The organism is Pseudomonas sp. 15A4, from assembly GCF_016925575.1.
In the GTDB taxonomy this organism is placed as follows: Bacteria; Pseudomonadota; Gammaproteobacteria; order Pseudomonadales; family Pseudomonadaceae; genus Aquipseudomonas.
Window position 1 is genome coordinate 879,591 of record NZ_CP068986.1, and the last position, 19,892, is coordinate 899,482.

The window sequence follows — 19,892 nt, forward strand, 5'->3', positions numbered from 1 at the left end:
GTATTCCCGGCTAAAGCCGGTCCTACATTCGTTCGGCGGCCAGCCCTAGAATCTCCGTGATTAGCCAGTCCTAATGCCGCTACATCAACCCATACTCAACCATCGACAACGGATCGCCGTCGCCGATGATCAAGTGATCCAGCACCACCACGTCCACCAGCGCCAGCGCCTGTTTCAGATGCCGCGTCAGGTCAATGTCGGCTTCGCTGGCATCTTTGACGCCGGAAGGATGGTTATGACAAAGGATCAAGCCCGCCGAGTTGTGGGCCAGTGCCCGCTTGACCACCTGCCGCGCATGGACATGCGCCGTGTTGATCGAGCCGTGAAACAGCACTTCGAAGGTCTGAACCCGATTCTTGCTGTCGAGAAACAAGCAGCCGAAGACTTCATGCTGCTCGTGCCGCAACAGCGCTTTGAGGTAGCGCCGCACCTGAGTCGGGTTTTCCAGGACGGAATCGCGCTTCAAATCCTCGCCCATGTTGCGCCGGGCCATTTCCATGACCGCCTGCAACTGCGCGAACTTGGCGGGTCCAAGGCCCAGTTCGCTGCTGAATGCCGTCAGGTTGGCTTCGAGCAACGCACGCAGACTGCCGAACTGATGCAAAAGGTGCCGGGCCAGGTCCACGGCGCTTCTCCCCGAGACGCCCGTGCGCAAGAAAATCGCCAGCAATTCAGCGTCCGACAGACTCGACGCCCCCGTTCCAGCAGCTTCTCCCGCGGACGCTCTGCCGCCGGCCAATCGCGAATACTCATAGCAGCTCCCTGTCTGTGGCGCCGCTGTTCCCGTGCGGTCGCTGTGCTATCTTAGCCGCTCTTTTTTGCGCGACAGTCAGGCCTGGGGAGGCGTAATGATTGCCGCGTGTTAACCGACCTAAAGGCAGGCCTATGCAGCGGCTGTATCGAAAACGCATCGTTCTCGGCGTCGGCGGTGGCATCGCGGCCTACAAGAGCGCCGAACTGGTCCGCCGTTTGCGCGACCACGGTGCAGAAGTCCGCGTCGTCATGACCAAAGGCGGCGCTGAATTCATTACCCCGCTGACCATGCAGGCCTTGTCCGGCCACCCGGTTCACCTCGATTTGCTCGACCCCGCAGCCGAAGCTGCCATGGGCCATATCGAGCTGGCCAAGTGGGCCGACATGATCCTCATCGCACCGGGTACCGCCGACCTTATGGCCCGTCTGGCCCAGGGCATTGCCAACGATCTGTTGACCACCGTGGTGCTGGCGACCGACGCTATCGTCGCCGTCGCGCCCGCGATGAATCAGGCCATGTGGCGCGACCCCTCCGTGCAGGCCAATCTGCAATTGCTCGAACAGCGCGGCTTTCGCATGTTTGGCCCGGCCAGCGGCAGCCAGGCCTGTGGCGACGTCGGCTACGGGCGCATGCTCGAACCCAATGACCTGGCGCAATCAGCCGCCGATTGCTTCCAGCGCCTGACGCTGACCGGCAAGCACGTGTTGATCACCGCCGGCCCGACCCAGGAAAACATCGATCCGGTTCGCTACATCACCAACCACAGCTCCGGAAAAATGGGTTTCGCCCTGGCCGAAGCCGCTGCCGAAGCGGGTGCGCGTGTCACTCTGATCACCGGCCCGGTGAACCTGCAGACGCCTGACCGGGTGTCGCGCATCGATGTTGTCAGTGCCCGGGACATGCTCGCCGCCTGCGAAGATGCCATGCCTTGCGATCTCTTCATCGCCTCGGCAGCCGTTGCGGACTACCGGCCGGAAGCCGTCGCCACACAGAAATTGAAGAAAGATCCCACCACCGGTGATGGTCTTCTGCTGCAGATGGTCCGTAACCCGGACATTCTCGCCACCATTGCCCAGCGCCCGGATCGCCCGTTCAGCGTCGGCTTCGCGGCCGAAACCGAACACCTGCTTGATTACGCCGCTCGCAAGCTCAAGGACAAGAACCTTGACCTGATCGTCGCCAATGACGTCGCCAATCCCACTATTGGCTTCAACAGCGAAGAAAACGCCTGCAGCGTGATCGACCGAGCGTTGCAAGCGACGCTCTTCGCCCAGACCAGCAAAGCCAAGATCGCGCGGCAGCTGGTGACTTTTATTGCCGATCGCATGAACCAGGTTTAATCACGAATGCACGCTCTACAAGCCAAGATCCTCGACCCTCGCATTGGCAGCGAATTCCCGCTTCCCGCTTACGCCACTTCAGGCTCGGCCGGCCTGGACCTGCGCGCCATGCTGAAAGAAGACACCCTGCTCGAACCCGGCCAGACCCTCTTGATTCCAACCGGGCTGTCGATATACATCGCAGACCCTGGCCTGGCTGCGCTGATCTTGCCGCGCTCGGGACTGGGCCATAAACACGGCATCGTGCTGGGTAACCTGGTAGGCCTGATCGACTCCGATTATCAAGGCGAGCTGATGGTCTCCTGCTGGAACCGCGGCCAGACTGCTTTCAAGATTTCCATCGGCGAGCGTCTGGCGCAGCTTGTACTGGTGCCGGTGGTGCAGGCGCACTTCGAAATCGTCGAAGATTTCGATGAAAGTCAGCGTGGCGCTGGCGGCTTCGGTCACTCCGGCAGCCATTGATCCGGCCACAAACACTCACTTTGGCTAGCGCACTGCTTTTGGCCTGACGGGCTTTGAGCGGTGCGTAACAACAAGAACGCGTCAGGACGACCCAGCAGGGAGAGTTAGTTTGAAAGGCATCAAACGCACGGCCAAAGCGACCCCCACGCCGGAAACGACTGACGCGGCCAGTAAAGACGCCAATTTGAGTTTATCGACCCCCGGCGTCACTCCTTCGCTCATTGGCCTCCTGGCTGCAATGGTGCTGGTGTGGCTCGCCATTCAAAGCCAACCTCAGCAACAGGAGCAACTCGTTCAGGCCTGGGGAGCGCACAGGCCGGGGCCGTCAACAAGGCGCTGCGCCAGATCAACGCCGACACCCAAACCGCTGCAATGGACCCCGCGCTGGGCCAGGCCCTGTTGAGCAACAATCCGTCGGTCATTGAAAGCGCGCAGACGCAGATGCGTTATCGCGACGGCGTGGTGGGCGCACGGCTTAACCCCTTGGGGTTCAACGGCGTCGACACCCAAAGCGCGCTGCCGATCAGCTTCGCCACGCTGGACATGCTGGCCAAGGCTGGCAAGGGCGAAACCCCTGCCCCTGAAGCTCGCAAGGTCGGCGACACATGGCTGATCTACAGCGCAGCGCCCCTGCGCACGGCGCCAGACGCGCCGATCACCGGGACCCTGTTGCTGGCGTTCAACCCGCAGCGCCTGATCAACGCACTCCCCGAAACGCCTGCCGATGCGGGTCAGGTGGTGCTCGTCCAGCAGTTCGGTAACGCCACCGCACAGAGTTTTCTCACCCGTGGCGAGCACGATGGCAGCCGTCCCCAGGAATTCTCCACCGGCTACCCTAACTGGAAACTGACCTTTGCCGCCGGCCCCGCACTGCAAGGCTCGACGCCTTGGCTGATGCTGCTGCTCGCCTTGCTGGTTGCCGCCGGGGCGATGCTGTTGGGGTTGTATCTGAACGAGAGTGCACTCAAGCGCCGGGTGGCGGCTGATGCGCGACAGCTCGAGCAACTGCTGCAAGAGCTCTCCGGAGGCAAGGCCGTCAAAGCCTTCGGCTTGAGCCTGCCCGCGCTGAACGGGCTCGCCCAGAGCATGGCCCGGTTCTCACTGCGCAATAATCCAACGGCAGCCGGAGCGACAGAACAGGGTCAGCCAACCGGGACACCGCCCCACAGCGCCGCGCCGCTCCTTCCGGTTGCGTCGGAGGACGACCACCTGACCGACCCGCTGTTCCAGGACACCGATATTCTGGACCTTGACTTGATCGATGAACCCCAGGACTTCTCGAAGTCGGAGCCATCCCACGCCATGAGCAACACCGCCTCCATCGCCCCGCCTTTTCCGGAGACGATTTTTCGCGCCTACGACATTCGCGGCATCGTCGGCGATACGCTGAGCACTGAAACCGCCTACTGGATCGGCCGAGCCGTCGGTGCAGAAAGTCTGGCGCAGGGCGAGCCGCATGTTTCTGTGGGCCGCGACGGCCGACTATCAGGCCCTGCGCTGGTCGCGGACTTGATCAAGGGTCTGCATGACAGCGGCTGCCACGTCAGCGACATCGGGTTGGTGCCTACCCCCGCGCTGTATTACGCCACCCATGTGCTGGCGGGCAGAACGGGTGTCATGCTGACGGGTAGCCACAACCCGAAAGATTACAACGGCTTCAAGATCGTCATCGCCGGCGACACACTGGCAGACGAACAGATTCAAGCGCTGCATGAACGCATCAAGGCCAACGACCTGCCTTCTGCCAAGGGCAGCATCATCAAGGTCAATATCCTCGACCGTTATGCCAGCGAGATCATTGGCGATGTCGTGCTCGCGCGGCGCATGAAAGTGGTGGTGGATTGCGGCAACGGCGCAGGCGGCGTGATCGCCCCGCAATTGATCGAAGCGCTCAACTGCGAAGTCATCCCGCTGTACTGCGAGGTCGACGGCAATTTTCCCAACCATCACCCTGATCCAGGCAAGCCGGAAAACCTTCAGGACCTGATCGCCAAGGTCCGGGAAACCGGTGCCGATCTCGGCCTGGCCTTCGACGGTGATGCTGATCGTGTCGGTGTCGTCACAAACGCCGGCACTATCATCTACCCCGACCGCCTGCTGATGCTGTTTGCCCGCGATGTGGTCAAGCGCAATCCCGGGGCTGACGTGATTTTCGACGTCAAATGCACGCGCCGCCTGATACCGTTGATCCACGAATACGGCGGCCGCCCGGTGATGTGGAGGACGGGTCATTCGTTGATCAAAAAGAAGATGAAAGAAAGCGGCGCCTTGTTGGCCGGCGAGATGAGCGGACACATCTTCTTCAAGGAGCGCTGGTTCGGTTTCGACGACGGCATCTACAGCGCAGCACGCCTGCTGGAAATCCTCAGTCAGGAGAAACTCAGCGCCGAGAAGCTTTTCCAGACTTTTCCGAACGATTTTTCGACCCCGGAAATCAACGTCAAAGTCACCGAGACCCGCAAGTTCAGCATCATGGAAGCGTTGGAGCGCGACGCCCAGTGGGGCAACGCCAACCTCACCAACATTGATGGTGTGCGGGTCGACTATCCGAGAGGCTGGGGTCTCATTCGCGCGTCCAATACCACGCCAGTGCTGGTGTTACGCTTCGAGGCCGAAACCGAGCAAGAGCTGCAGCGGATCAAAGACGTCTTCCACACCCAGTTGAAACACGTAGCACCGGATCTAGAACTTCCTTTTTGACCCTATTTTGAGTGGAGCCCAAATGACCCTCGAACATGATGCCGCAGCCAATGCCGCCAAGGTCCTCTCCGAAGCGTTGCCCTACATCCGACGCTTTGTCGGCAAGACGCTTGTTATCAAGTACGGCGGCAACGCCATGGAGAGCGATGAGCTGAAAAACGGCTTCGCCCGCGACATCGTGCTGATGAAAGCGGTGGGCATCAACCCGGTCGTGGTTCACGGCGGTGGCCCTCAGATTGGTGACCTGCTCAAGCGCCTGTCCATCGACAGCCACTTCATCGACGGTATGCGCGTCACCGATGCGCAAACCATGGACGTGGTGGAGATGGTGCTGGGCGGCAAGGTCAACAAGGACATTGTCAACCTGATCAACCGCCACGGCGGCAGCGCCATCGGCCTGACCGGTAAGGACGCGCAGCTGATTCGTGCAAAAAAGATGAACGTCACGCGCCAGACTCCGGACATGCTCAAGCCGGAAATCATCGACATCGGCCATGTGGGTGAAGTCGTCGGCATTAACACCGACCTGCTCAACATGCTGGTGAAGGGCGATTTCATTCCGGTTATTGCGCCCATTGGCGTAGGCGCGGATGGCGAGTCCTACAACATCAACGCCGATCTGGTCGCAGGCAAAGTCGCTGAAGCTCTGAAGGCTGAAAAGCTGATGCTGCTGACCAACATCGCCGGCTTGATGGACAAGGAAGGCGAAGTGCTGACCGGCCTGACCACCGAGCAGGTCAATGGCTTGATCGCCGACGGCACCATCTACGGCGGGATGCTGCCGAAGATCCGCTGCGCACTGGAAGCGGTGCAGGGCGGCGTGAACACTTCCCACATCATCGACGGCCGTGTGCCGAATGCCGTGCTGCTGGAAATTTTCACCGATACCGGCGTCGGCACGCTGATCAGCAATCGCAAGCGTCACTGATTGCCACTGCAAACAGCCCCGCCCGGTTCACTGCCCGGCGGGGCTTTTTTACGGCTGGCCTTAAACCGCCCCCACAGACGCGTCAGACAGATCCGACCTGCCTTATCGCTGCCAGATGACAGCAACGCACTCAGAATCTGAACACCGTAGGTCTCGCTCATTATCTCGAGACCTTTTATGTCGACGCTGCATCGCAATACCTCGCTACCCGTTCAACCCGAACCCTCATTGGTACTCCTTTTGCCCGGCGAGCAGCCGGATGCAGCACTGGCACCCCCGGCAGGTCTACTGGAGCCCTACGTCAGCGCGCAGTCGCTGACCGGGCACGTTGCACTTGAGGACGTCGGGCCCTTCAACGGCGTGTACAACATCGACGGCCTGCTGTTCATCGAGCTTGACGGCCACACATACGAAGTGGAGTTCGATTCGGACAACTTCCGCTTCAACGTTGTGTCGCCCAATGACCCCGCTCGAGGAAGTGACAAAGGCGCCAGCGAGCCGACAAACCGCGAGCAGATACTGCGCGAATGGCACCCGCTGTACCGTGAAGACTGTCAGACGTGGATGTTGCTGAGTGCGGGTGCGCGCTTGAATGACGCAGAGCAACCCGCTCGCGTGATGACGCTGCCTCAGCGGGTCGACGCACTCCTCAAGTTCGACGACTTACTGACCATCAGCGAGACAGTGAAGGGTTTCGTGCGGTCACAAGTGTCGCAGGACGCTCACTCGGCACGGACGCACACACTGCTTTTATTGCTTGCGGCGCCACATTTACCCCCATCGACGCTAAGCCACGATAACGCGAAGCGGGCGCAGCAACTGAGCATCGTCCTCGAACAAATGATCAGCTCGGCTCAAGCCGACACGCTCGCCAGGCAACTGCTCTCAGCGCTGAAGTGGTATGGAGGTGACGAGGGCGAAACCACGGCTCCAGTCATCCGACAGCACTTGGTTTGGGCAGCGCTGATGCTGGAGCTCAACCCTCCACGACAACAGCGGCGGGACTACATAGCGGGCTATGACTTGGAGGGGCCGCAAAACTGGGGTTTGACCTATCCGCAACGTCGAGAGCAACTGCTCGTTGCACTCTCGGCCAAAACCTCACTACAAGAATTGGCGCTGCACATCCTGACGCCTGCCCTCCCCGATTTTATGGTTCAGGGCATCGACGAAGACCTGCGCCATGGCACGGCGCCATGGGCGAATTTCATTCACGGTGTATCCCTCGCCAACGCGCTGGATCCGGCCGCAGCGGCGACGCTTACGTTCGAGGCGTTGATTCATTTGCCCATGACGCTGAGCGAAGCAGCCGCCCCTGAAGAGCTGATGCTGATCGCCGCCACCCGGGTGGGTCCGAGTCTGACGTGGGCGATCGCCAACGGTGTGTTATCCGGCAAGGCGCGCACGGACTACTCGTTATCGGAACTGGCCACGGCGGCATCCGCTCTGGATGCTCATATCGCGAACGGCGTAAGCGCGGCGGAGGGGCTGACGCGTGAGGCGCCTGATCGCCTGCAGATGGCACTGCAGAAGCTGCACCAACTTTTCGGGGACAGCGCTGAGCAGATAAAAAAACGAATCATGCATCCCGTCAACATTGCGGACAGGTTTGACTACTCCCTGCGCAGCGAGAACATCTACTCAGGCGCACAGTTTTACCTGCTGGACGTCTTCGCAGCAGGGTACATGAAAAATGGGATGGATAAATTCCAGCCCGTCTCGTCCCATGATCAAGTGCTGGTCAATCGGGCGTTTGGAAGCATCGCTCATCAGCTCGAAGGCATCGACATTCCGCACATGTTCGAAGGGGGTTACCGATTCTATGAGGCTCAGTCCAGGCTGGCCTACACGTTCATTATCGACAGCCTGTGGGCGCAAATAGCGGTCGAGGATCGACGAGCGTTGCACTACGGGAGGGTGAAGATTCATACGCTGCGAACGTTCACGGGAAAAATCGCGGGCATGGAAAGCGTTCAGGATAGGGAGCGCGCGCGAGGCCGGTATGGCTTTATCCTTGAATGTAGCTACCAGAATAGCTCGTTCTTCTACGAACTCCTCCCGTTGAAAGGCATAGTGATCCGCCACGCCAGGATGGCGATACCGACCAAGCCCAAGCCCAAGCCCAAGCATGCCTATCCGTCAGCCCTGCCTTCATTCCTGGAAATCTTCTCTGGCTGCGAGATCGGCGTCGATTGGAACGCCTACGCCTCGCTTTCTGCACCGGTGAGCGGCGCAGTGTCTTTGGTCATCAGCGAAGTCATCATTGAGCTCGCCCCTATCGAGGAGCCTGATAACGACATACCCACGCCGCTCACCTCCCCTCGTTTAAACGCCATTTCGATCGCCGTCGCCAGCCACCACCTGTTTTTCTACCCCCATGACGCCTATCAGCGACTCCGGCATGAAACGGGTTCTGAGGAAGTCGCCAACAACTACCCGACGCTTTTGCGCGAGCTCGCGCTGATCGTGCCGGGGCTCAGTTGTGTCAATTCGATCATCACAGACGAAGCTCCAGCCATCGTATGCGCACTTGAGGGGCTGACATTTGGCATACCTGCTCTCAAGCTTCTGCGGGGTACGATCCAGCTGGCATTCAGGGCAGGAAAGCTACTCATCACAAAGGTCTTGCCACGGTTTGCCTCGCTGTCGACCGAGGTCATCATGCAGTCCACTCAGTTTCAACGTGCAATGAAGACTGCAGGCACGTTGATGCCCGGCGCGCTGAACAGGCTTGCAGGGGCAAAAGCATTTGATCTACGCGCCTTTCACGCGCTGGCCAGCAGATTGCGCAGCTACGCAGTGCCGGCCTCCGACCTGACAGGGGGCTTGCGTCATGTGTCGGGTATTCCCACCATCACCGTGCCCGCGCAATGGCGTGGCACCGGTGCCTTTGACACGCTGGCCGAAGTCAGCGGAATCCAGAACGTGCCAGTCCGCCAGCTATCCAACGCCGTGTCTGGCACATTGGGCCGGCATTATCTGATCGAATCCGGCATGGCGTATGGCCCGCCCTTGATCGTCCGGCAATCGGCCACGGCCGCATTGCAAAGGGTCAACGGCAGGGTGGGGTATCCGATGTCGGGGCGGGGCGCGATAAGAAGCCCCATCGCGAAGCCGGTCCACACAAGGCTGGGGGCTCAGGTCAAAGCCTCCACAGCTCTGGGAGAGGTCATCCAGGCCAATAACATCAGCGCCACTCCGGAGCAGCTCAGCTTGATAAAAACAGCGATGGATGACGGTGCACCACTTTTCGTCTACACAACCCGCGATGGCACCGCAAGTCTGGCGCTGCATGACGTGTATGACGGAATTTACCTGGACGCCTTCACCAACAATCGGGTGAGCATCTCCAGATTCTACGATCACGCCGTCGAGAAAACGTGGCGAGTGGACCCTGCGCTTCAGGCCAACGTCCAGCAGATTGACCCGCAATTGCTGACGACCAATGGAAGGGAGCTGATCAAGGAACGTTTCGACGCGATCAAGTCGGGGATTATGGACGGGCAATATTTGCCGCCTATCCATGTCAGCCCGAAGGCGGGTGGGTTTTACCCGGTAGTGAACGGCAATCACCGGTTGGCGGTTGCGCGGGAGATGAAGCTTGAAACCGTGCCGGTGTTGATCGTTCAGGGGTAACGCCTGAACGGCTGCCTTACCGACCGAGAAGCTTCTGCAACCGCGCGCGATCCTGCGCAAACTCGGCCTCAGCCTGAGTTCGAGCGGTCTGGTAACGAAGGATGTCGACTTTCAGGTTCTGCTGCTGATCACGCAGATCGTCCATCTGATCAAGCAACGTCTTCGGCACTGGCCGCCCTGCCCGCTCCTGATCAGCCGCTTGCGTCTGAAGCGCGCCTTGCTGCGCGACGAGGTTCTGAATATTGCCTTGCGCCACGACGATCAGGCCGTCGAGCTCGGCGAGTCGACGATTCTTCGCACGGTCGACGTCTTCGACGCTGCTGTACAGCCGCAGCAGATGCGCATCGGCGTCGGACTGAAGCTTGGCGGCCTGGGCGTCGCGCAATTCATCGGCGGACGGTGCAGGCGGAATCGTCTGCACCACGCGACCACGCTGATTGAGCACCTCATATCCCTTGCCGACGTACTCTGGCGGCACGCCCTGGCGATCAAGTACCGTCACGCCGCGACTGTCGACGTAGCGATACAGCACGATGCCCGGAGCGTCGTCCGCTTGAACGCTTGCAATGCAACCCAAACCCAGCGACAGACAAAAACCCAACGTGCCCAGCTTGAGCATAAACCGCATCCTTTTGGAGGCTCAGATTCCGTATTGAGCCCGGTACGCTTCGACGGCAGGCAAGTGCTGCTTGAGCTGCGGATCGTCGGCCAGGAATTCCAGCACCTGATTCAACGAAACGATGCTCACCACCGGAATGCCGAAATCGCGCTCGACTTCCTGGATGGCAGACAGCTCGCCGTTGCCACGTTCCTGGCGATTCAACGCGATCAGCACGCCGGCAGCGTTCGCGCTTTGGGCCTGAATAATCTGCATGACCTCGCGGATAGCTGTACCTGCGGTGATCACGTCGTCGATGATCAGCACGTTGCCGGTCAACGGTGCGCCCACCAGGCTGCCGCCTTCGCCATGGGCCTTGGCCTCTTTGCGGTTGAAGCACCAGGGCAGGTCGAGACCGTGATGCTCGGCAAGCGCCACGGCGGTCGCCGCCGCCAGGGGAATGCCTTTGTAGGCCGGACCGAACAGAACGTCGAAGGAGATACCGCTTTCAACAACGGCGGCGGCGTAGAACTTACCCAGTTGGGCAAGGGCCGAACCACTGTTGAAAAGACCGGCATTGAAGAAGTAAGGACTGGTGCGCCCAGACTTCAAAGTGAACTCACCGAAGCGCAAAACTCCGCGATCGATGGCAAAACGAATGAAATCGCGTTGATACGCCTGCATGAAAAAAGCCCCGAATACCACGGATTTAGCTAATTAGGTAGAGCTCGGGTATCATACACGCACGTGATTTTTGGGGCCATTTATGCGGATCATCAGTGTGAACGTTAATGGTATTCAGGCTGCAGTCGAGCGTGGTTTGCTCAGTTGGCTGCAAGCCCAGAATGCCGACGTCATCTGCCTTCAGGACACCCGCGCCTCCGCCTTTGAACTGGACGACCCAGCCTTCCAACTGGACGGCTACTTCCTATACGCCTGCGAAGCCGAAGTCCCTGCCCAGGGTGGCGTGGCGCTTTACTCGCGGCTGCAACCGAAGGCGGTTATCAACGGTCTTGGTTTCGAGACGGCTGACCGTTACGGGCGTTACCTGCAGGCAGATTTCGACAAAGTCAGTATCGCGACCTTGCTGCTTCCTTCCGGGATGAACGGCGATGAAGACTTGAATCAGAAATTCAAGCTCATGGACGATTTCGGCAAGTACCTCGACAAGCAGCGGCGCAAACGTCGCGAGTACATTTACTGTGGCTCGCTGTACGTGGCGCAACAGAAGCTGGACATCAAGAACTGGCGTGACAGCCAGCAATCTCCAGGCTTCCTGGCACCAGAGCGTGCATGGATGGACGAGATCGTTGGCAACATGGGTTATGTCGATGCCCTGCGCGAAGTCAGCCGTGAAGGCGATCAGTACAGCTGGTGGCCGGATAACGAACAGGCCGAGATGCTCAACCTGGGCTGGCGCTTCGATTATCAGTTGCTGACCCCGGGCCTGCGCCGTTTCGTACGCAGTGCGCGCCTGCCACGCCAGCCGCGCTTCTCGCAACACGCGCCGCTGATCGTGGACTACGACTGGACGCTCACCATCTGACGTTCAGTTGCTCAAAAAAGCCGACGGGAAGTCGGCTTTTGTTTGTCCGCTGATCAGGCATATGCCCGATCTCCGTGAAGTCTTACTTGATCAACCGCCAGGTAAACGGATAGCGGTAGGCGACGCCGTCATTGACCTTGACGCCCGCGATTATCGTCAGCACCAGCGCGCCGACGCCCACCAGCATCAACAGCGGAAAGCCGATGATCACCACCATCAGCAAAAAACAGATCATCGCGGCGATGGCGACGGTGATCTGAAAATTAAGGGCTTCCTTGCCCTGGGCATCGATGTACGGGTCGACTTCTTTCTTGAGCTGCCAGACGATGAGCGGCCCAAGCAAATTGCCGAACGGAAAGATCAGGCCGAAAAACGCAGCGAAGTGGCACAGCATCGCCCACTGACGAACTTCTTTACTCGGCGTAGGCAACGGCGACTGACTCTCGATCATCATGCTTTCCCTGTTTTGATGCAGCGCTCTGACGTAGTGTTCTAACTTATTGAAAATCGATCAGTCGGCCAGTGCCGCCTGCTGCAGCTCGAAGATTTCATTCATGCCTTTTTGAGCTAGTGCCAACATTGCGTTCAGGTCTTCAGGCTGGAATGGCGCGCCTTCGGCAGTGCCCTGCACCTCGATGAAACCGCCCGCGTTGGTCATGACCACGTTGAGGTCAGTCTCGGCCGCAGAGTCTTCCAGATAATCCAGGTCCAGGACCGGCTCACCCTGATACATGCCCACCGATACGGCCGCGATCATCTGCTTCAACGGATCGCCACCCTTGAGGCCGCCACGCTTTTTTATCGATTTGAGTGCATCGATCAGCGCAACCATGGAGCCGGTGATCGACGCAGTGCGCGTCCCGCCGTCCGCCTGGATCACGTCGCAGTCGACGTACAGGGTGATTTCACCGAGTTTGGACATGTCCAGTGCCGCGCGCAGCGAGCGCCCGATCAGGCGCTGGATCTCGAGGGTACGGCCGCCCTGCTTGCCACGGCTGGCTTCGCGCTGGTTACGCTCGCCGGTTGCACGAGGGAGCATGCCGTATTCAGCCGTCAACCAGCCTTGGCCCTGCCCCTTGAGAAAACGCGGAACGCCGTTTTCAACGCTGACGGTGCAGATCACCTTGGTATCACCGAACTCGACCAGCACAGAACCCTCGGCGTGCTTGGTGTAGTTGCGGGTGATGCGGATCGGGCGAAGCTGATCGGCAGCGCGACCACTTGGACGTTTCATCTGGGATACCTGTACTGGGAGACGGAAAACTGGGCTGCATTATAGAGGTGCATACGCGGGTTGGGACATCTAATGACGCATTGCTCACGACCGGCGCCGCAGATTTGTACTGCCGGCCAGCAGGATCACTACGCCGCGCATCGCTTGCGACAATGCCACATTTGGGCGCACACCCTGCACTGAGCTACAATCCTGCGCCTTTATAGCCAGTCGTTTCCCCACGACACGTTGCCGGGGATTCATCCCGGTCCGGCTATCCGCAACCGCCTGAATTTATAGAGGTACTTCCCATGGTGCACAGCATGACGGCTTTTGCCCGCGCTGAACGAGCCGGCCCACAAGGCACGCTGAGCTGGGAAATGCGCTCGGTCAATCACCGTTACCTCGAACCCCATCTGCGGCTGCCGGAGTCATTCCGTGACCTGGAAGGCGCCGTGCGTGAGGCCCTGCGCCAAGGCCTATCCCGCGGCAAAATCGAATGCACCCTGCGTTTTACTGAAGAAACCGCAGGCAAGCCGCTGCAGGTTGACCGCGAACGCGCAGGGCAACTGGTCGCGGCAGCGGAGATGGTCGCCAGCCTGATCAAGCAACCTGCTGCGCTGAACCCGCTTGAAGTGCTGGCCTGGCCCGGTGTTCTGGTGGCCGACGCTGCCGACCCGCAAGCGCTGAACAACGACGCACTGGCCTTGTTCAACGAAGCCCTCGAAGAGCTCAAGGCCGGTCGCGCCCGTGAAGGCGCCGATCTGGCCAGGCTTCTCGACGAACGGCTTACCGCGATCAAAACTGAAGTCGCGACCTTGCGTACGCTCGTGCCGCAGATGCTCGCCGCCCAACGCCAAAAGGTGCTCGATCGCTTTGCCGACATGAAGGCCGAGCTCGATCCGCAGCGCCTGGAACAGGAAATGGTCCTGCTGGCGCAAAAAAGCGACGTCGCCGAAGAACTCGACCGCCTGAGCACTCACGTCACCGAAGTACGCCGCGTACTCAAGGCCGGCGGGCAGGCCGGGCGCCGGCTGGACTTCCTGATGCAAGAGCTCAACCGCGAAGCCAACACCCTGGGCTCCAAAGCCTTTGATCCTCGTAGCACGCAAGCCGCCGTCAACCTCAAAGTGTTGATTGAGCAGATGCGCGAACAAGTGCAGAACATTGAGTAAGGCCACCTCTGACATGACCCACAGCACCGGCACCCTGTACATCATTTCCGCCCCATCGGGCGCGGGCAAGACCAGTCTGGTCAACGCCCTGATCAACGCTCAGCCGCAGATCCGCGTGTCGGTGTCACACACCACCCGGGCCATGCGTCCGGGCGAAGCAGACGGCGTGAACTACCACTTCGTCGACCGCGCCGAGTTCGTGCGAATGATCGAGCACGGCGACTTTCTCGAACAGGCAGAAGTCTTCGGCAACATGTACGGGACGTCACAGAGCCGTTTGCAGCAGACCCTGGACGAAGGTCATGACCTGATTCTGGAGATCGACTGGCAAGGTGCGGAGCAGGTTCGCAAACTGATGCCCCGCGCACGCTCGATCTTCATTCTGCCGCCGACTCAGCAGGCGCTGCGCCAGCGTCTGACCAATCGAGGTCAGGACAGCGACGAGATCATCGAAGGCCGTATGCGCGAAGCCGTCAGCGAGATGAGTCACTACGCGGAATACGATTACATTGTGATCAACGACGATTTCGCCACGGCGCTTGAAGACCTGAAAGCAATCTTCCGCGCCAACTTGCTGAGCCAGGAGCATCAGCAGCAGCGCCACACCGAGTTATTGGCTCAACTGCTGGCCTGACCGTTTTATCAGGCAAAACCGACCCATTCAAAATCAGCGCTTCCCTAAACGCTGGTGATTTTTTAGACTGTCGAGTCCGCTCGCCCATTCGGGCACCGCGCATATCGCATTTGCTACGAGGAATACCCATGGCCCGCGTGACCGTTGAAGACTGCCTGGAACATGTAGATAACCGTTTTGAGCTGGTCATGCTCGCCACCAAGCGCTCGCGTCAACTGGCGACCGGTGGCAAAGAGCCAAAGCTGGCATGGGAAAACGACAAGCCTACCGTAGTGGCCCTGCGTGAAATCGCTGCAGGCCTGATGGATTACGCTGTTATCGCAGAAGCCGAAATCGTTGAAGATGAACCACTGTTCGCCGCATTCGAGGACGAGTCCAGCGAGGCCGTCTAAGCCTATGCCTGGTCGACGTAGCAAGGCGCAGGGTCACAGCCTTCGGCAAGGAGAATTATCTTGCCGAGCATAGACGCCCTCGCCGATCGCCTCTCGACCTACCTCGGCGCAGACCAGGTCAATCTGGTCCGCCGGGCGTACTTCTACGCCGAACAAGCCCACGACGGCCAACGCCGTCGCAGCGGTGAAGCCTACGTCACGCATCCGCTGGCGGTGGCCAATATCCTTGCCGACATGCACATGGACCATCAGAGCCTGATGGCCGCCATGCTGCATGACGTGATTGAAGACACCGGCATCGCCAAAGAAGCGCTCTGCGCACAGTTTGGTGAAACGGTGGCCGAACTCGTCGATGGGGTCAGCAAACTGACCCAGATGAACTTCGAGACCAAAGCCGAAGCTCAGGCCGAGAACTTCCAGAAGATGGCGATGGCCATGGCGCGGGACATCCGCGTGATTCTGGTCAAGCTCGCCGACCGCCTGCATAACATGCGCACGCTTGAAGTCCTTTCCGGAGAGAAGCGCCGCCGCATCGCCAAAGAAACCCTCGAAATCTACGCCCCTATCGCCAATCGCCTTGGCATGCATAGCGTGCGCATCGAATTCGAGGACCTCGGTTTCAAGGCGATGTACCCGATGCGCTCTTCGCGCATCGGCCAGGCGGTCAAGCGCGCGCGCGGTAACCGCAAGGAACTGGTCAACAAGATCGAAGAATCGCTGAGCCACTGCCTTGCCGTCGATGGCATCGAAGGCGAAGTCAGCGGTCGTCAGAAGCACCTGTATGGCATCTATAAAAAGATGCGCGGCAAGCGCCGGGCCTTCAACGAGATCATGGACGTCTACGCGTTCAGGATCATCGTCGACAAGGTCGACACCTGCTATCGCGTGCTCGGCGCTGTACATAATTTGTACAAGCCACTGCCCGGCCGCTTCAAGGATTACATCGCGATCCCGAAAGCCAACGGCTACCAATCGCTGCACACTACTCTGTTCGGTATGCATGGCGTGCCCATCGAGATCCAGATTCGTACACGCGAAATGGAAGAGATGGCCAACAACGGCATCGCCGCGCACTGGCTGTACAAGTCGTCTGGCGATGAACAGCCCAAGAGTACCCATGCGCGGGCCCGTCAGTGGGTCAAGGGCGTGCTGGAAATGCAGCAGCGTGCGGGCAATTCGCTGGAATTCATCGAAAGCGTGAAGATTGACCTGTTCCCGGACGAGGTCTACGTGTTCACGCCCAAGGGCCGGATCATGGAGCTGCCGAAAGGCTCCACGGCGGTGGACTTCGCATACGCCGTCCACACCGACGTCGGCAACAGCTGTATTGCTTGCCGGATCAATCGCCGGCTGGCGCCGCTTTCCGAACCGCTGCAAAGCGGCTCGACCGTCGAGATTGTCAGTGCGCCGGGAGCACGCCCTAATCCGGCCTGGCTCAACTTTGTCGTGACCGGCAAGGCCCGCACGCACATCCGCCATGCGCTCAAACTGCAACGCCGGTCGGAGTCGATCAATCTCGGCGAACGCTTGTTGAACAAGGTCCTCAACGGCTTCGACAGCACGCTGGAAAAGATTCCGGCCGAACGTGTGCGTTTGATCCTCACCGAGTACCGGGTCGAGGTCATCGAAGACCTGCTCGAAGACATCGGCCTGGGCAATCGCATGGCGTATGTGGTTGCGCGCCGATTGCTGGCCAGTGAAGGCGATCAACTGCCGAACGCCGAAGGTCCTCTGGCTATTCGCGGTACCGAAGGCCTTGTGCTCAGTTATGCCAAGTGTTGCACACCCATTCCGGGGGACCCGATCGTGGGGCATCTGTCGGCGGGCAAAGGCATGGTCGTGCACCTGGACAACTGTCGGAACATCGCGGAAATCCGCCATAACCCCGAGAAGTGCATTCAGCTGTCGTGGGCTAAAGACGTTACCGGCGAATTCAATGTCGAATTGCGCGTCGAACTGGAGCACCAGCGCGGCCTGATCGCCCTGCTCGCCAGTAGCGTCAATGCCGCGGACGGCAACATCGAAAAAATCAGTATGGATGAACGCGATGGTCGCATCAGCGTGGTCCAACTGGTGGTCAGCGTGCACGACCGCGTGCATCTGGCCCGTGTGATCAAGAAACTGCGCGCCCTGGCCGGCGTGATCCGCATCACCCGTATGCGCGCGTAGTCAAACCGCAGACAGGAGTTTTCCATGAGCAAGACCGTCATCTCCAGCGACAAAGCCCCCGCCGCCATCGGCACCTATTCTCAGGCAATCAAGGCGGGCAACACCGTGTACATGTCGGGCCAGATTCCGCTGGACCCGAAGACCATGGAGCTGGTCGAAGGCTTTGAGGCTCAGACCGTTCAGGTCTTCGAAAACCTGAAAGCTGTGGCCGAAGCCGCAGGCGGTTCGTTCAAGGACATCGTCAAGCTGAATATCTTCCTCACCGACCTGAGCCACTTCGCCAAGGTCAACGAGATCATGGGCCAGTATTTCGAGCAGCCGTACCCGGCGCGTGCCGCCATTGGCGTTGCTGCGCTGCCGCGTGGCGCGCAGGTCGAAATGGACGCCATTCTGGTCGTCGAGTAAATCCCGGTGCGGAGCTCAAGCACGCTCCGCCTCCTCAGAAAAGGAAGGACTCCACCCATGCGCGTTGCGTTTGCCCTCTCGCTGCTGGTCGCACTGCTCAGCGGCTGCGCCAGCCACTCCGACAAAAGCCCGGACGGCACCTGGATCAACCAGGCCGCCATTGACGCTGCAGGCCAAGGCGGCAATCTGCGTCAGGCGCTGCTGGCCCACGGCCCCAATCTGGAATGGAACATCAACACCAAGGCCGGACAAGCCACTGCTTCAAACGGCTTCGAGCTGAGTGAAGGCAAGATAGCCAGTAATGCCGACGGCAAGCTGCGCATCGACTTCTACGGCAATGCGTCTGATGAACTGACCATCAAGGGCGACGAGCTTGTGCAGCGCGCCAGCGATACCGGACCCGAGCAGCATTTCCGCTCGCCGAAAGAAGCGCCCCGGCTGGCGCCCAACCCGGTACCAGCTTTGAGCGCGCGCTTTACACTGCCTACCTCGGCGGCAAATGGACCATCGTCAATGGCGAGGGCCAGGGCAGCACGGTTGAGTTTCTGCCAGACGGCAGCGTCAGTGGCCTGCCGGGCAATGATCGCTACGCACTGTGCCTCGCTGGCGACTGCGCGGCCATGAGCGGTGAATACGACAGCATGTGGCTGGAGAAGAACGAGCGCGGCAACCCGTGGATCTTCGTCCGTAACGGCAAACAGCTGGAGTTGTTCCAGGCGGTCAACAACGCCCAGGCAACTGAAATGCCTGACCTGCGCCCGGGCGAGAAACGTTGGGTGCTTGAGAAGAACTGACTATCGCATATGCAGGGTAGGACCGGCTTCAGCCGGGAAGAGGCCAGTCCATACAACCCCAATTTCCCGGTTGTTAACCTGACGCCTTCCCGGCTAAAGCCGGTCCTACCAATGGGCGCCAAAGCGACCTACTTCGGCTGGTCCGCCAGCATCGCCTCATACCCTTCTTTATAGGTCGCATAACGCGGCGTCCAGCCCAGCGCCTTGGCGCGGGCATTGCTGCAGCGCTTGCTGCCGGCGCGGCGCACGTTGTTTTCATCTGACCACTCCGTAACACCCAGACGCTGACGCATCCAGTCGACCACTTCGGCCAGCGGCGCGGGCGCATCGTCGACGCCGATATAACAGTCTTCCAGCGCTACATCGTCTGCAGCCGCACGCAGCAAAAACGCCAGCAGCCCGGCCGCATCGTCGGCATGAATGCGGTTGCCATACAGCGGCGGATCGATCGCAACGCTGTAGCCCTGCCGCACTCGATTCATCAGGTCACTGCGTCCCGGGCCGTAAATCCCGGTCAGCCTGACGATGGTCGCTGGCACGCCGCTGTCCAACGCCACTTGCTCCGCCTCGCGCATGACTTGGCCCGAATACCCGGTAGCTTCGACGGGCGACGTTTCATCAACCCATTCGCCGTGCTGCTGACCGTAAACGCTGCTGCTGGACACGAAAAATATCCGCTTCGGTCTCTGTCCGCTGCGCTCGCTCCAGCCCAGCACGTGCCGAAGGCCTTCTACATAAGCCGCTCGGTAACCGGCCTCATCACGGTCAGTGGGTGTGGCGCAGTAGACCAGGTAATCAAGCCGGCCTTCCGGCCAGTGCGCGGGAATCCGGGGTCGAAAAGATCGCCGCTGACGCCGAGCACGCCATTGGGCAGTTTCTCTACCGAGCGGCGCAGGCCGTACACGGTCCAGTCATCAGGCATAAGTTGGGAGGCCAGTCGGCTCCCGATATCGCCACATCCAGCAATCAAAACGGATGGCGCTGACATGTCCAATCTCCACATCACTTGTTGAATTTGAGCCTGTAAAACGGGCTGTAAAACCGACCGTTGGGAAGCATTCTCAGGAAAAAGAGACGCTCTTACTTTTGTTAACAAGAATTACTTGCAATAATGACGGCCCTTTGTTCTCCTCCGCTCGCCTCGCG

At 59.8% G+C, this 19,892-nt stretch carries 15 protein-coding genes and 3 pseudogenes; 12 read left to right on the forward strand and 6 right to left on the reverse strand.

Going from position 1 to position 19,892, the window contains the following annotated elements:
• Positions 1 to 79: 79 nt before the first annotated feature.
• A pseudogene (gene radC, locus JN403_RS03915) lies at positions 80 to 753 on the reverse strand (DNA repair protein RadC).
• Positions 754 to 885: 132 nt separating this feature from the next.
• Here radC and coaBC point away from each other — a divergent pair.
• The 5 genes from coaBC to JN403_RS03940 all read left to right on the forward strand — a co-directional run bounded on the left by coaBC (position 886) and on the right by JN403_RS03940 (position 9,820).
• Positions 886 to 2,094 (forward strand): bifunctional phosphopantothenoylcysteine decarboxylase/phosphopantothenate--cysteine ligase CoaBC, encoded by a 1,209-nt coding sequence (coaBC, locus tag JN403_RS03920; protein ID WP_205485455.1) that lies wholly within the window; start codon positions 886 to 888, stop codon positions 2,092 to 2,094.
• A 6-nt stretch (positions 2,095 to 2,100) separates the two neighbouring features.
• Positions 2,101 to 2,556, forward strand: a complete 456-nt coding sequence (dut, locus tag JN403_RS03925) for a dUTP diphosphatase (protein ID WP_122534166.1) — start codon at positions 2,101 to 2,103, stop codon at positions 2,554 to 2,556.
• Between the two features lie 1,302 nt (positions 2,557 to 3,858).
• Entirely contained in the window at positions 3,859 to 5,256 is a 1,398-nt protein-coding gene (locus tag JN403_RS25270) for a phosphomannomutase/phosphoglucomutase (protein WP_240356930.1), read from the forward strand.
• Between the two features lie 22 nt (positions 5,257 to 5,278).
• The gene (gene argB, locus JN403_RS03935) at positions 5,279 to 6,184 is read left to right on the forward strand and encodes an acetylglutamate kinase (protein WP_122534167.1); all 906 of its coding nucleotides are present in this window, start codon (positions 5,279 to 5,281) and stop codon (positions 6,182 to 6,184) included.
• A gap of 177 nt (positions 6,185 to 6,361) precedes the next feature.
• Positions 6,362 to 9,820 (forward strand): ParB N-terminal domain-containing protein, encoded by a 3,459-nt coding sequence (locus JN403_RS03940; RefSeq protein ID WP_205485457.1) that lies wholly within the window; start codon positions 6,362 to 6,364, stop codon positions 9,818 to 9,820.
• Between the two features lie 16 nt (positions 9,821 to 9,836).
• On the opposite strand, the gene JN403_RS03945 is transcribed toward JN403_RS03940, so the two are convergent.
• Both JN403_RS03945 and pyrE read right to left on the reverse strand, forming a co-directional pair.
• Positions 9,837 to 10,439, reverse strand: a complete 603-nt coding sequence (locus JN403_RS03945) for a DUF4124 domain-containing protein (RefSeq protein WP_172610262.1) — start codon at positions 10,437 to 10,439, stop codon at positions 9,837 to 9,839.
• A 21-nt stretch (positions 10,440 to 10,460) separates the two neighbouring features.
• Positions 10,461 to 11,102, reverse strand: a complete 642-nt coding sequence (gene pyrE, locus JN403_RS03950; protein WP_122534170.1) for an orotate phosphoribosyltransferase — start codon at positions 11,100 to 11,102, stop codon at positions 10,461 to 10,463.
• An 82-nt stretch (positions 11,103 to 11,184) separates the two neighbouring features.
• On the opposite strand from pyrE, the gene JN403_RS03955 reads away from it, so the two are divergent.
• Complete coding sequence (locus JN403_RS03955) at positions 11,185 to 11,964, forward strand: exodeoxyribonuclease III (RefSeq protein WP_065988229.1); 780 nt, start codon at positions 11,185 to 11,187, stop codon at positions 11,962 to 11,964.
• An 82-nt stretch (positions 11,965 to 12,046) separates the two neighbouring features.
• Here the strand turns inward: JN403_RS03955 and JN403_RS03960 are convergent, their stop codons facing one another.
• The gene (locus JN403_RS03960) at positions 12,047 to 12,415 is read right to left on the reverse strand and encodes a DUF4870 domain-containing protein (RefSeq protein WP_065988228.1); all 369 of its coding nucleotides are present in this window, start codon (positions 12,413 to 12,415) and stop codon (positions 12,047 to 12,049) included.
• 60 nt (positions 12,416 to 12,475) lie between these two features.
• The gene (rph, locus tag JN403_RS03965; RefSeq protein WP_122534172.1) at positions 12,476 to 13,198 is read right to left on the reverse strand and encodes a ribonuclease PH; all 723 of its coding nucleotides are present in this window, start codon (positions 13,196 to 13,198) and stop codon (positions 12,476 to 12,478) included.
• 290 nt (positions 13,199 to 13,488) lie between these two features.
• Between rph and JN403_RS03970 the strand changes: the two genes are divergently transcribed.
• The 6 genes and pseudogenes from JN403_RS03970 (at position 13,489) to JN403_RS03995 (ending at position 18,746) form a co-directional block, all read left to right on the forward strand.
• Positions 13,489 to 14,352: a YicC/YloC family endoribonuclease gene (locus JN403_RS03970; RefSeq protein ID WP_122534173.1), complete on the forward strand. Its 864-nt coding sequence runs from the start codon at positions 13,489 to 13,491 to the stop codon at positions 14,350 to 14,352.
• 13 nt (positions 14,353 to 14,365) lie between these two features.
• On the forward strand, positions 14,366 to 14,986 hold the full coding sequence (gmk, locus tag JN403_RS03975) for a guanylate kinase (protein ID WP_122534174.1): 621 nt from the start codon (positions 14,366 to 14,368) through the stop codon (positions 14,984 to 14,986).
• Positions 14,987 to 15,114: 128 nt separating this feature from the next.
• The gene (gene rpoZ / locus JN403_RS03980; protein WP_025257879.1) at positions 15,115 to 15,378 is read left to right on the forward strand and encodes a DNA-directed RNA polymerase subunit omega; all 264 of its coding nucleotides are present in this window, start codon (positions 15,115 to 15,117) and stop codon (positions 15,376 to 15,378) included.
• Positions 15,379 to 15,438: 60 nt separating this feature from the next.
• Positions 15,439 to 17,547 carry a bifunctional GTP diphosphokinase/guanosine-3',5'-bis pyrophosphate 3'-pyrophosphohydrolase gene (gene spoT / locus JN403_RS03985; protein ID WP_122534175.1) on the forward strand — a complete coding sequence of 703 codons (2,109 nt, stop codon included), beginning with the start codon at positions 15,439 to 15,441 and terminating at the stop codon, positions 17,545 to 17,547.
• A 24-nt stretch (positions 17,548 to 17,571) separates the two neighbouring features.
• Positions 17,572 to 17,952 (forward strand): RidA family protein, encoded by a 381-nt coding sequence (locus JN403_RS03990; RefSeq protein WP_205485459.1) that lies wholly within the window; start codon positions 17,572 to 17,574, stop codon positions 17,950 to 17,952.
• Positions 17,953 to 18,009: 57 nt separating this feature from the next.
• Positions 18,010 to 18,746 (forward strand): annotated as a pseudogene (locus JN403_RS03995) (hypothetical protein).
• 128 nt (positions 18,747 to 18,874) lie between these two features.
• Here the strand turns inward: JN403_RS03995 and JN403_RS04000 are convergent.
• A pseudogene (locus JN403_RS04000) lies at positions 18,875 to 19,734 on the reverse strand (NAD-dependent epimerase/dehydratase family protein).
• Positions 19,735 to 19,892 lie beyond the last annotated feature (158 nt).

Excerpts from the sequence above, each read along its gene's own strand:
- JN403_RS03970 (WP_122534173.1), top strand. The coding sequence starts at position 13,489 with ATGGTGCACAGCATGACGGCTTTTGCCCGCGCTGAACGAGCCGGCCCA.
- JN403_RS25270 (WP_240356930.1), top strand. The coding sequence starts at position 3,859 with ATGAGCAACACCGCCTCCATCGCCCCGCCTTTTCCGGAGACGATTTTT.
- gmk (WP_122534174.1), top strand. The coding sequence starts at position 14,366 with ATGACCCACAGCACCGGCACCCTGTACATCATTTCCGCCCCATCGGGC.
- JN403_RS03945 (WP_172610262.1), bottom strand. The coding sequence starts at position 10,439 with ATGCTCAAGCTGGGCACGTTGGGTTTTTGTCTGTCGCTGGGTTTGGGT.
- JN403_RS03960 (WP_065988228.1), bottom strand. The coding sequence starts at position 12,415 with ATGATCGAGAGTCAGTCGCCGTTGCCTACGCCGAGTAAAGAAGTTCGT.
- JN403_RS03990 (WP_205485459.1), top strand. The coding sequence starts at position 17,572 with ATGAGCAAGACCGTCATCTCCAGCGACAAAGCCCCCGCCGCCATCGGC.
- rpoZ (WP_025257879.1), top strand. The coding sequence starts at position 15,115 with ATGGCCCGCGTGACCGTTGAAGACTGCCTGGAACATGTAGATAACCGT.
- dut (WP_122534166.1), top strand. The coding sequence starts at position 2,101 with ATGCACGCTCTACAAGCCAAGATCCTCGACCCTCGCATTGGCAGCGAA.
- JN403_RS03940 (WP_205485457.1), top strand. The coding sequence starts at position 6,362 with ATGTCGACGCTGCATCGCAATACCTCGCTACCCGTTCAACCCGAACCC.
- pyrE (WP_122534170.1), bottom strand. The coding sequence starts at position 11,102 with ATGCAGGCGTATCAACGCGATTTCATTCGTTTTGCCATCGATCGCGGA.
- rph (WP_122534172.1), bottom strand. The coding sequence starts at position 13,198 with ATGAAACGTCCAAGTGGTCGCGCTGCCGATCAGCTTCGCCCGATCCGC.
- argB (WP_122534167.1), top strand. The coding sequence starts at position 5,279 with ATGACCCTCGAACATGATGCCGCAGCCAATGCCGCCAAGGTCCTCTCC.
- JN403_RS03955 (WP_065988229.1), top strand. The coding sequence starts at position 11,185 with ATGCGGATCATCAGTGTGAACGTTAATGGTATTCAGGCTGCAGTCGAG.
- coaBC (WP_205485455.1), top strand. The coding sequence starts at position 886 with ATGCAGCGGCTGTATCGAAAACGCATCGTTCTCGGCGTCGGCGGTGGC.